We start from the raw sequence: 11,960 nt of genomic DNA, 5'->3' as shown, positions 1-11,960 counted from the left end.
GAGTACGGCGGCACCGGGCTGGGCCTGTCCATCGTGCGCAGCCTGAGCCACCTGATGGGTGGCGAGGCCGGGGTGGACAGCACCCCCGGGCAGGGCTCGCGCTTCTGGTTCCGGGTGCCCCTGTGCGCCGCGCCGGCCGCCGGTACCGACCCGGCCAGCGGGACCGAGGCGGCCCCACCGGCCCCGGTGGCGCTGCACGCGCCCGAGGCGTTCGGCCCCGCCGGCACCCCCGCCGCGACAGTGGACGGCGCCGAGCCGCCCGCCCCGTCCGCCTGGCCGGGCCAGGTGCTGGTGGTGGAAGACCACCCGATGAACCGCATGGTCATCGTCCACATGCTGCAGCGCCTGGGGCTGGCCCACACCGTGGTGGAGGACGGGCAGCAGGGCGTGGACGCGGTCTGCGGCGGCCTGCGCCCGGCCCTGGTGCTGATGGACGTGGAGATGCCGGTGCTCGACGGCATCGCCGCGACCGCCCGCATCCGCGCCTGGGAGCACGAGCAAGGGCTGGCGCCCACGCCCATCGTCGCGCTCACCGCCAACGCCTTCGACGCCGACCGCCAGCAGGCCCTGGCCGCCGGCATGGACGACTTCGTGCCCAAACCCATCCACCTGCCCACCTTGCGCCAGGTGCTGTTGCGCTGGCTGCCGCAGGCCCGGCCGGCCACCCCCGCCACCACGCCGCCCGATGCGGCCCCCGCTGCCCCATGACGACCGACCTTTGCGCAGACCGCCCCACCGTGCTGGTGGTGGACGACACCCCGGCCAACCAGCTGCTGCTGCGGCACGCACTGGAGCAGCACTACCGCGTCGAGCTGGCCGACAGCGGCGCGGCCGCGCTGGCCCGGGTGCGCGGCGGGACGCTGCCCGACATCGTGCTGCTCGACGTCGTCATGCCCGGGCTGGACGGCTACGAGGTCTGCCGCCGCCTCAAGCAGGACCCGCTCACGGCCCGCATCCCCGTCGTTTTCCTCACCGCCCGCGGCGACAGCCGCGACGAGATCGAGGGCTTTGCCTGCGGCGCGGTGGACTACATCGTCAAGCCGGCGCCGTCGGCGCTGGTGCGGGCGCGGGTTCACAACCACCTGGAGCTCAAACGCACCCAGGACCGGCTGGCCAGCGCCAACCGCGCCCTGCACGGCCGGGTGGCCGCGCTGGAGGCGGGCATGGGCGCGCTGGCGGCCATGGGCGACGCGCTGGGCAAACTCGGGGCGCAGCACACCCGCCGGGTGCAGCATTACGTGGACTGCCTGGCCGGCCAGCTGGCGGGCCAGCCCGGCCACGAGGCCTGGGCCGACCCGGAAGGGCGCCAGCGCTTGGTCAGCGCGGCCGCGCTGTACGACCTGGGCAAGATCGGCATCCCCGAAGCCATCCTGTGCAAGCCGGGCGGCCTGACGCCGGAGGAACGCGAACGCGTCCAGACCCACGCCGAACTGGGCGGGCAGGCGCTGCAGAGCGTGATCAGCGCGGCCGAAGCCCAGCTGGGCGTGCCGCTGGCGCAGGACCCGGCCGACCGCGACGCCGGCGCCGGACCGTTGGGCTTTCTGGCGCTGGCGCGCGACCTGGCCCTGAGCCACCACGAACACTGGGACGGCAGTGGCTACCCCTTGGGCCTGCAGGCCGGGCAGATTCCGGCCGGCGCGCGCCTGTTGGCGGTGGCCGATGTGTACGACGCCCTGCGCTCGCGCCGGCCGCACAAGGCGCCCTGGGCCCGGGCCGCGGTGTGCGAGTACCTGCGGGCCGGGCGCGGCCGCCAGTTCGCGCCCGAGGTGATCGACGCCTGGGAGCGGGTCGAGCCGCAGTGGGACGCGATCTGGTTGCGCCACACCGAGCCGGGCGAACGGGTCTGAACCCGCGTTCGCGCGGCCCCGCAGGACCGCTTCAGTCCGCGGTGGCGCTTGGTGCGGGGCTGGCCACGGGCTCCAGCAGGCGGTCCACCTGGCGCAGGAAGTCGTGGATGTCGAACGGCTTGGTCAGGTAGGTGGCAAAGCCGGCCTGCTGGCCGCGTTCGATGTCGCGTGGCATCGCGTTGGCGGTGACCGCCACCACCACGCAGCCGTCCAGGCTCGGCTCGGCGCGGATCGCCTGCAGCGCCTGGTAGCCGTCCAGGTCGGGCATGTTGATGTCGAGCAGGATCAGCCGGGGCCGGTGCGCCAGGGCCAGCGCCAGCCCGTCGCGGGCGCATTCGGCCGTCAGCAATTCCAGGTGCGGGCGCAGCGCCAGGATGCGCCGGATCAGCTTGAGGTTGGCGGGGTTGTCGTCCACGCACAGCACCTGCTGGCGCGCGGCCGGGCCGCTGGGGGGGGTGTCGGTGTCGGGGGACATCGTCGTCTCCGTGGGAGTGAGGGGGGTGGCGGGCAGGGTGAACCAGAACACCGAGCCGCCGCCCGGCGGTTGCAGAAAGCCCATGTGGCCGCCCATTTTTTCCACCAGGCCCTTGCTGATGCTCAGGCCAATGCCGCTGCCTTCGATGCCGCCGGCCGTGTGCGGGCCGCGGGCAAAGGGCTGGAACAGCTGGGGCTGGAATTCTGCCGCAATGCCCGGGCCGTTGTCGGCCACCATCACCCGCAGGTGGGTGCCGTCTGCCCGCGCGCTCAGCCGCACCCAGCCCCCGGGCCGGTGGTACTTGATGGCGTTGGACAGCAGGTTGACCAGCACCTGGCGCAGCCGGGTGGCGTCGGCCAGGGCGTGCAGCGGCGCAGGCAGGTGGCAGCTCAGCGTCACCCCCGCCGCCTCGGCCAGCGGTTGCAGCAGCTGGCGGCTGGCTTCGGCCAGGGCGGCCAGGTCCACCGGCTCCAGCACCAGTTCGACCTGGCCGGCCTCGATGCGGCTGAGGTCCAGCACCTCGTTGATCAGCCGCAGCAGGTGCTGCCCGGCCTGGCCGATTTCGTCCACCGACTCGCGTTGCGTCCGGTCCAGCCGTGCGTCCAGGCCCAGCATCTGGGCAAACCCCAGGATGGCGTTGAGCGGGGTGCGCAGCTCGTGGCTCATGCTGGAGAGGAACTGGCTCTTGGCCTGGTTGGCCTGCTCGGCCTGTTCGCGCGCCAGCACCAGGTCGCTGATGTTCTGGTGGGTGCCGAACATCTGGGTCGGGCGGCCCTGGGCGTCGCGCGCGGTCACCACGCCGCTGGCCTGGATCCAGACCCAGTGGCCGTCGCGGTGGCGCAGCCGGAAGCGCGATTCGTAGTGGCTCTTGCCCTGGTTGAAGTGGTCGCTCAGGTTCCTGACCGCTGCGCCCAGGTCGTCCGGGTGCAGTCGTTCGACCCAGCGCTCGTAGGACATGGGGCCGAAGTCCTCCAGCGTGTGGCCCAGCATCGCCACCCATTCCTCGTTGACGCTGATCTGGCCGCGGGCCACGTCCCATTCCCACACCCCGGCGTTCATGCTGCGCACGATGTTGTCCAGCCGCACCCGTTCCTGCTCCTGCGCGCGTTCGCGCCGCTTGCGCAAGGTGATGTCCTGGGTGATGCCGTGGATGCGTTGGCAGACCCCGTCCTGCCACTCGGCGTGGGCCACCACGCGCAGGGCGCGCTGCTCGCCGGTGGGCAACTGGTAGTCCAGCTCCAGGTCGGTCTGGGTGCCCAGGCGGCGGGTGTGGTCCAGGGCCCGCTGCAGTTGCTCGCGCTGCCCCGGCCCGATGATGCGTGGCATGAACTGCCCCAGCGACCGGGGCATGGCGCTGCGGTAGGCCAGTGGGGTGGTCCGGCCGAACAGCCAGTGGATGACGCCGCTGTGGGGGTCCATCTCCCAGGCCTCGATGCGGGCGGCCTGGTTGCTGATGTCCAGCCGCAGCCGGTGGCGTTCCAGGCTCTGGGCATGGCCCACCAGCCAGCGCAGCATCAGCCCGATGAACAGCACCACCGGCAGCACCATGGGGATGAGCACCCCCATGAAGCCTTGCCGGATCTGGGTGACGACCGATGGGTCGAGCTGGGTCAGCAGCCGCAAGGTGGTGTCGCCGGCCACCGGCATGCCGTCTGGGGCCAGCAGCGGCGTGGTCAGGGTGTGCCAGGTCCAGACGCCGCGCGGCGAGCGGTGATGGCCCTCCAGGTCCTCGGTCAGCGCTTGCCAGAGACTGGGGTCGGTGTCACGCACGTGGCCGGTGCGGTCGGGCGCCGACGGTTCGCTCTGACCGGTCAGCCAGCCGCCGCCGTCGAGCAGGAAGGTGCGGGTCTGGAAGGCGCTTTCGCGGGGCAGTCGCTCGACCACCGTCGGCAGGTGCACGGTGAAGACCAGCAGGCCGGTGGCCTGGTCCCGCGCATCGCGCAGTGCGGTCAGGAGCACCAGCTGGTCCTGGGCCGCGCTGTCGTCGGGTTGGCTGGGGGCGGTGTGCACCAGCACCGCCCGGTCGGGCAGGGCCAGGACTTCGTCCCGCCAGGCCGCGGGCAGCGCGACGCCGGTGGCCGCCGGGTCGCGGTGGCTCGCCAGCCGCAGCACGCCTTGGGGGTCGTACCATTGCACCGCGCTCAGGGCCGGTGCCTCGCGCACCAGGCTGCGCAGGGCGCTGTCCCAGTAGGGCAGGGTGTTGCTGGTGACTGGCGCGGTGTTCTGCAACAGCCCGGCCAGTCGCCGCAGGTCCTGCATGTGCCGCCGCACCGTGGTTTGCACCTGGCTGGCCAGCCCGCGCGCCCAGATGGTCTGCACCCGCTCCACGCGCGCCGCGCTCTGGTGGGTCAGCAGGTGCGCCGTGGCATAACCCAGCACCACCAGCACCAGCACCACCGGGCCGAACAGCAGCCAGAAGGCGTGGGGGTGCAGCAGCAGGCGGCGCAGGCCGGGTGTCTGGGTGTCGGTGGCTCTCATGGCGGGGTGCCGTCTGGCCGCTGGCGCTCGCTGGACTGCAGCACGGCGTCCAGCAGCTGCAGCAGCTGCCAGCCGGCGCGCAGGATCTCCTCCACGCTGTCCTTGTGCTGCGCGTCCAGCCGGGGGTCGAGGTCCAGCGTCTGGGCGTAGCCCAGCATCAGGTTGAGCGGGGTGCGCAGTTCGTGCCCCATGTGGGACAGGAAGGCCGGCTGGTGCTGCGCCAGCGCGTGGCTGGCCACGGCCTGCAGCTGGCCCAGCGCGGCCTGTTTGTCGGCCAGGCTGGAATGGAGTTCCAGCATGCGCTGGCTGCTGGCGCGCAGGGCCAGCAGCAGGGCGGCATTGCGCGCGGCCTGCAGCAGCGCTTGGCGCTGTTGCGGTGTCAGCTGGCGTGGCACGGTGTCCAGGGCGCAGGCGGTGCCCAGCGGCAGCCCGGCCTCGTCGTGCACCACCGCGCCGGCGTAAAAGCGGATGAACGGCGCCCCAGTCACCAGGGGGTTGTCGGCGAAGCGCGGGTCTTTCAGCGCGTCGGGCACCTCCAGCAGCTCCGCCTCGCTCAAAGCGTGGCCGCAGAACGACACCCGGCGCGGCGTTTCGCTCAGCGCCACGCCGCGCCGCGCCTTGAACCACTGGCGGTCCGCGTCCACCAGGGTCACCAGCCCCATCGGCACCTGGCATTGCTGGCAGACGAAGTCCACGACCTGGTCGTAGGCCGCCTCGGCGGCCGTGTCCAGGATGCGCAGGGCGTGCAGGGCGGCCAGCCGTTCGGCTTCGCGGGGCAGCTCAGGCGGTGCTTGCATGTGGGACCTTCGGGTGTGGGGCGGCGGTGGGCGCCAGGGGCAGGGTGATCCAGAAGGTGCTGCCCAGCCCCGGCTGGCTGCGCACGCCGATGGTACCGCCCATCAGTTCCAGCAGTTGCCGGGTGATGCACAGCCCGATGCCGGTGCCTTCGATGCTGGCGCCGTCGGTGTCCAGCCGCTGGAAGGGCTTGAACAGGTCGTCCATGCGTTCGGGCGGGATGCCCCGACCGGTGTCGCTCACCTCCAGCCGCAGCTGGCCCCGGGGCCCGGCTTGCAGCGCCACCACCACCTGCCCATCGGCGCGGTTGTACTTCACCGCGTTGGTCAGCAGGTTGAGCAGCACCTGGCGCAGCCGCAGCGCGTCGGCCCACAGCACGGCGGTGGGGGCTTCGGGCAGGTGCAGCGTCACGCCGTGGCGCTCGGCCAGGCCGCGCACCAGCTGCTCGCAGTCGCGCAGGGTGTTGGCCAGGGGCACCGGCTCCAGCGACATCTCCACCTTGCCGGTGTTGATCTTGGCCAGGTCCAGCACGTCGTTGATCAGCTCCAGCAGGTGCCCGCCGGCCTGCAGGATTTCGGCCACGTTGTCCTGTTGCAGCGGGGTCAGCTCGGGGTCGATCTGCAGCATCTGGCCAAAGCCCAGGATGGCGTTCATCGGGGTGCGCAGCTCGTGGCTCATGGTGGTCAGGAAGCGGTCCTTGCTGCGCGAGGCGGCCTCGGCGGCTTCGCGCGCCTCGGCCAGGTCCAGTTCGTGGCGTTTGCGGCTGTCGATGTCCTGCACCGTGCCGTAGAGCCGTTCGCAGCGCCCCTCGTGCCACTCGGCGTTGCCGATGTGTCGCACCCACAGCTCGCGGCCGTCGGCGGTGACGATGGTCAGCTCCAGGTCCCAGCCCTGGCCGTGCCGCAGGGCGCGCCCGGCCGCCAGGCGCAGGGCATGGACCTGGCGCACGCGGCCCAGCGCATCGCTGAGGCCAAGCGCGGTGCCACTGGGCACACCAAAGATCTGGCAGGTCACCGGCGACCAGTGCACCTGCGCGCTGCCCACCTCGTGGTCCCAGGTGCCAATGCCGGCGGCCCGGTTCGACATCTCCAGCGCCTGCTGGGTGTTGCGCAGCAGCTTTTCGTCGGCCTTGCGCGCGGTGATGTCGTGGCTCATGCAGACGATGCGGCGGATGTGGCCGTGGCTGTCCAGCACCGGGGTGACGGTGCTGTCGAGCCAGTAGAGGTGGCCGTCGCGGGCACGGTTGCAGACCTCGCGCCGCCACGGCCGGCCGCTGCGCATGTGGGCCCACAGGTCGTCCCAGAATTCCCGGGGGTGCACGCCGGAGCGCAGCAGCCGGTGGTCCTGGCCGATGAGCGCCTCCGCCGGGTGGCCGCTGATGCGGGCAAAGGCCTCGTTGACCCGGGTGATGGTGCCGGCGCTGTTGGTTTCGGCGTACACGCTGTGCTCGGTCATGGCGCGCGCGAACGAGGCCAGTTCGCTGCGCAGTTCCTGGCGCCGGCGGCGGTTGTGGGTTTCCTCGGTGATGTCGCTGAGCAGGCCGACGAACACGTCCTGTGGCGGCAGCCGGGCCTGCCCGACCGACAGCCGCACCGCCAGCCGGCGGCTGTCCGCCTTGAGCAGCAGCAGTTCGCGCACGCCGGGCCGGATCAGGCCCAGCGGGTCGGGGTCGGGCGCGTCGGTGTCGGTGCACAGCCAGCTGTGCAGCCGGCGCTCGGGCAGGCCGTCAGCGGGCAGTCCCAGCAGCTCGCGGGCCCGCACGTTGGCCGTCAGCAGCCGGCCTTGGGCGTCGAAAGTCACCAGGCCGTCGAGCGCGTTGTCCAGAATGGCCGCAAAGCGGTGTTCCTTGTCGGACAGGGCCTGCACGGTCTGACGGTAGGCCAGCCAGGTGGCGCTGCCCCCCGCCACCAGCAGCACCAGCAGGAACACCAGCAGGGTTTGCGACAGGCGGATCGGGTCGGTGCCCACCTGCAGCGACGCCAGCACGTGGTGCATGCCCAGCAGCGAGAGGTAGTGGCTCAGCACCAGCCCCGCCCCCGCCACCCCCCCGGCCAGCAGGTCGCGCTTGAGCAGCTGGCCGGTTGACCGGCCCAGCGTGCCGCGCCCCAGGCGCAGCCAGAAGGCCCAGCCAAAGCCCAGACCCGACAGCAGCAGCGGCGGCAGGTCGTGCCAGCCCAGCAGCGCCGTCCAGGGGGTGCCGGCGGCGGCCACCGCGCCGATGTGGCTGCCCAGCATGCCGGCGCTGATCAGCAGCCCGGCGGTGGCGCAGCGCCGGTACGACACCGGCGGCGCCGCCAGCCGGTCCAGGCCCAGCCAGGCCGCGGCCACGGTGGGCACGATCGACAGCAGCAGCCCGCCGTCGTCGGCCGGCAGGGCCGTGCCCTGCAGCCCCAGGGCAAACGCCCCCAACAGGTGCACCACCCACAGGCCGGTGCCCAGGGTCAGCGCCGCGCTCAGGTGGGCCAGGCGCGCCTGCAGCGGCACCGCGGCCTTGTGGGCCAGGCCGGTGATCTGCATCACCAGCACGCAGGCGGTGACGGCGGCCAAGGCCGACAGCGCCACCAGCCAGCCGTCCGGGCTGGGGGCCGGGTGGGGCAGTGACAGTGCGTCGGTCAGCGTCCAGGCCATGGCGCGGGTCAGCGGGGCCGGCGCTCGTAGGTCACGAAGGCAAAGGCCAGCCCGTCGTCGCTGCGGTGGCGCTCGCGGGCGGTTTCGGTCCAGTCCGGCCCCAGGGTGGGGGCGTGGGCGTCGCCGTCGTACACGCGGTCGATTTCGGTCACCAGCGCCCGCTGCGCCAGCGGTTCGGCTTGGGCGTAGATTTGTGCGCCGCCCATGACCCAGACCTCGGCCGGGGCGGGCGTTTGAGCGCGGCACCGGGCCAGGGCCGCCTCCAGGCTGTCCACGGGCACGGCGCCTTCGGCCTGCAGCGCCGCGGCGCGCTGGGGGTCGCGCGTCAGCACCAGATTCAGGCGGCCGGGCAGGGGCCGAAAGCGCGCCGGCAGCGACTCCCAGGTGGCCCGCCCCATGACGACCGGGCAGCCTTGGGTGTGGCGCCTGAAGTGCGCCAGGTCTTGCGGCAGGTGCCAGGGCATGGCGTTGTCCCGGCCGATGACGCCGTTGGCGGCGCGGGCGTAGATGAGGTTGATGCGCATGGCGGCCCAGCATAGCAGCCCCGCCCCGCCGTGGCTGGCCGGGGGGTATGGTCCGTCCTGGCCCATCCGCCGCCACCGCCCGGCCCGGTTTGGGCACAATGCCCGCATGCCGAACACCACCGCCGCCTTTCCCTTTTGTGCCTGGCTGGGCCTGCGTCACCCCGTGGTCCAGGCGCCCATGGCCGGCTCGCAGGACAGCGCGCTGGCGTTGGCCGTGTGCGCCGCTGGCGGCCTGGGCTCCCTGCCCGCCGCCACCCTGAGCCTGGACGCTTTGCGTGCCGAACTGCAGCGCTTGCAGGCGCAGGCGGCCGGCCCCTACAACGTCAACTTCTTCTGCCACCGCCCGCCCACGCACGACGCGGCGCGCGAAGCCGCCTGGCACCGGGCTCTGGCGCCGTTCTGCGCCGAGGCCGGTCTGCCGCCGCCCAGTGGCCCGGCCGTGGCGGCGCGCGCCCCCTTCAGCGCCGCCGCCGCCGAGCTGCTGGCCGCCTTCCGCCCCCCGGTGGTGAGTTTTCACTTTGGCTTGCCCGAGCCGGCGTTGCTGGCGCAGGTCAAGGCCTGGGGGGCCAAGGTGCTAGCCAGCGCCACCACGGTGGACGAGGCGCGCTGGCTCGAAGCCCACGGCGCCGACGCCGTGATCGCCCAGGGGCTGGAGGCCGGCGGCCACCGCGGCCTGTTCCTTACCGACGACCTGACCACCCAGCTGGGCACCTTCGCCCTGCTGCCCCAGGTGGTGCGCGCGGTGCGGGTGCCGGTGATCGCGGCCGGGGGCATTGTGGACGCCGCCGGCGTGGCCGCCGCGCAGGCCCTGGGCGCAGCCGGCGTGCAGGTGGGCACCGCCTACCTGCTGTGCCCCGAGGCCACCCCCACGCCGCTGCACCGCCAGGCGCTGCGGTCCGACGCGGCACAGCACACCGCGCTGACCAACCTGTTCACCGGGCGACCGGCGCGCGGCATCGTCAACCGCGCCATGCGCGAACTGGCCGCCGGCACGGTGGGCCTGAACCCGCTGGCCCCGGCGTTTCCGCTGGCGGCCAGCGCCATGGCGCCCTTGCGCGCCGCCGCCGAAAGCGCGGGCCGCAGCGACTTCACCCCGCTGTGGGCGGGCCAGGGCGCGCCCGCCTGCCGCCCCCTGCCGGCGGGCGCGCTGACCCAGGCACTGGCCAGCGGCTGGCGGACCTGAGCGCCGGCCGCGCCACGGCGGGCCGCTTCGGCGTGCCCGACCGTCGCCCGGCGGTGCCTGTCGCTAAAATGAAGGGTTAGCCCAGCCGGTGCCCGTGCGCCGCTGCGCCGGCCCCTCAACCCCGACCCCCCGCGTGGTGCCGCCACGCCGCAGCCGACCATGACCCAGCCTTCCGCGACACCCGTGGCCTCCGTGGCCGAGATCCGCAAGACCTTCCTGGACTTCTTCGCCGCCAAGGGCCACACCGTGGTCGCGTCCAGCCCGCTGGTGCCCGGCAACGACCCGACACTGATGTTCACCAACAGCGGCATGGTGCAGTTCAAGGACGTGTTCCTGGGCACCGACAAGCGCAGCTACGTGCGCGCCGCTTCCGTGCAGGCCTGCCTGCGCGCCGGTGGCAAGCACAACGACCTGGAAAACGTGGGCTACACCGCCCGCCACCACACCTTCTTCGAGATGCTGGGCAACTGGTCCTTCGGCGACTACTTCAAGCGCGAATCGCTGAAATGGGCCTGGGAACTGCTGACCGAGGTCTACCAGCTGCCGGCCGAGCGCCTGCTCGCCACCGTGTACGCCGAGGACGACGAGGCCTACGACATCTGGACCCAGGAAATCGGCCTGCCGCCCGAGCGCGTCATCCGCATTGGCGACAACAAAGGCGGCCGCTACAAGTCCGACAACTTCTGGATGATGGCCGACACCGGCCCCTGCGGCCCGTGCTCGGAAATTTTCTACGACCACGGCGACCACATCCCCGGCGGCCCCCCGGGCAGCCCGGAAGAAGACGGCGACCGCTTCATCGAGATCTGGAACAACGTGTTCATGCAGTTCGAGATGCACGAAGACGGCTCCGTCACCCCGTTGCCCGCCCCCTGCGTGGACACCGGCATGGGCCTGGAGCGCCTGGCGGCCATCCTGCAGCACGTGCACAGCAACTACGAAATCGACATCTTCGACGCGCTCATCCAGGCCGCCGCCCGCGAAACCGGCTGCAGCGACCTGGCCAACCCGTCGCTGAAGGTGATCGCCGACCACATCCGCGCCACCGCCTTCCTGATCAGCGACGGCGTGATTCCGTCGAACGAAGGCCGCGGCTACGTGCAGCGCCGCATCGTGCGCCGCGCCATCCGCCACGGCTACAAGCTGGGGCGCAAGGCACCGTTCTTCCACAAGCTGGTGCCCGACCTGGTGCGCCTGATGGGCGCGGCCTACCCGAACCTGGCGGCACAAGCCCAGCGCATCACCGAGGTGCTGAAGGCCGAGGAAGAGCGCTTTTACGAGACGCTGGAAAACGGCATGCAGATCCTGGACGCCGCGCTGGCCGACGGCGCGAAGGTGCTGCCCGGCGACGTGGCCTTCAAGCTGCACGACACCTACGGCTTCCCGCTCGACTTGTCGGCCGACGTGTGCCGCGAGCGCGGCCTGGGCGTGGACGAGGCCGGCTTCAAAGCCGCCATGGAAAAGCAAAAAGCCCAGGCCCGCGCCGCCGGCAAGTTCAAAATGGACAAGGCGCTGGACTACACCGGTGCCGGCAACACCTTCGTCGGTTACGAGCAGCTGGCCACCCAGGCCAAGGTGCTGGCCCTGTACGTGGACGGCACCCCGGTGGCCGAACTGAAGCACGGCCAGACCGGTGTGGTGGTGCTGGACACCACGCCCTTCTACGCCGAAAGCGGCGGCCAGGTGGGCGACCAAGGCGCGCTGACCAGCGGCTCGGCCCGCTTCGCGGTCGAAGACACCCTGAAGATCAAGGCCGATGTCTTCGGCCACCACGGCGTGCTGGAACAAGGCACCCTGGCCGTGGGCGACCACGTGGCCGCCGAGGTGGACACCGCCCTGCGCGCCGCCACCGTGCGCAACCACAGCGCCACCCACCTGATGCACAAGGCCCTGCGCGAAGTGCTGGGCGGCCACGTGCAGCAAAAAGGCTCGCTGGTCAACGCCGAGCGCACCCGCTTCGACTTTGCCCACAACGCCCCGGTGACCGACGCCGAAATCCGCCAGATCGAGGCCATCGTCAACGCCGAAAT

Annotated in this window: 8 protein-coding genes; 4 read left to right on the top strand and 4 right to left on the bottom strand. The window is 72.3% G+C overall.

Annotated elements, in window-relative coordinates; genetic code table 11:
* Window positions 1-708 (top strand): response regulator (locus HA630_RS07785; protein WP_166833887.1); only part of this gene is annotated, 708 nt, incomplete at its 5' end.
* Window positions 705-1,847 (top strand): two-component system response regulator, encoded by a 1,143-nt coding sequence (locus HA630_RS07780; protein ID WP_166833885.1) that lies wholly within the window; start codon window positions 705-707, stop codon window positions 1,845-1,847. The genes HA630_RS07785 and HA630_RS07780, both read left to right, overlap by 4 nt.
* A gap of 31 nt (window positions 1,848-1,878) precedes the next feature.
* Here HA630_RS07780 and HA630_RS07775 read toward each other — a convergent pair whose 3' ends face one another.
* Genes HA630_RS07775 through HA630_RS07760 form a run of 4 tightly spaced genes read right to left on the bottom strand, consistent with a single transcriptional unit; the run spans window position 1,879 to window position 8,747 of the window.
* Entirely contained in the window at window positions 1,879-4,800 is a 2,922-nt protein-coding gene (locus HA630_RS07775; RefSeq protein WP_166833889.1) for an ATP-binding protein, read from the bottom strand.
* A complete protein-coding gene (locus HA630_RS07770; protein WP_166833881.1) occupies window positions 4,797-5,597 on the bottom strand; it encodes a GAF domain-containing protein in 801 nt (266 codons plus the stop codon). The genes HA630_RS07775 and HA630_RS07770 overlap by 4 nt, the downstream gene beginning before the upstream one ends.
* Window positions 5,581-8,223: an ATP-binding protein gene (locus HA630_RS07765; protein ID WP_166833879.1), complete on the bottom strand. Its 2,643-nt coding sequence runs from the start codon at window positions 8,221-8,223 to the stop codon at window positions 5,581-5,583. The genes HA630_RS07770 and HA630_RS07765 overlap by 17 nt, the downstream gene beginning before the upstream one ends.
* Before the next feature lie 8 nt (window positions 8,224-8,231).
* Window positions 8,232-8,747 (bottom strand): dihydrofolate reductase, encoded by a 516-nt coding sequence (locus tag HA630_RS07760; protein ID WP_166833877.1) that lies wholly within the window; start codon window positions 8,745-8,747, stop codon window positions 8,232-8,234.
* A 106-nt stretch (window positions 8,748-8,853) separates the two neighbouring features.
* Between HA630_RS07760 and HA630_RS07755 the strand changes: the two genes are divergently transcribed.
* Both HA630_RS07755 and alaS read left to right on the top strand, forming a co-directional pair.
* Window positions 8,854-9,930 (top strand): nitronate monooxygenase family protein, encoded by a 1,077-nt coding sequence (locus HA630_RS07755; protein ID WP_166833875.1) that lies wholly within the window; start codon window positions 8,854-8,856, stop codon window positions 9,928-9,930.
* Window positions 9,931-10,089: 159 nt separating this feature from the next.
* A partial coding sequence (alaS, locus tag HA630_RS07750) for an alanine--tRNA ligase (RefSeq protein ID WP_166833873.1) occupies window positions 10,090-11,960 on the top strand: 1,871 nt, incomplete at its 3' end.

Source organism: Aquabacterium sp. A08, assembly GCF_011742065.1.
Note: the sequence above shows the minus strand (reverse complement) of the source record. Positions and strands in the feature narration are given on the sequence as shown.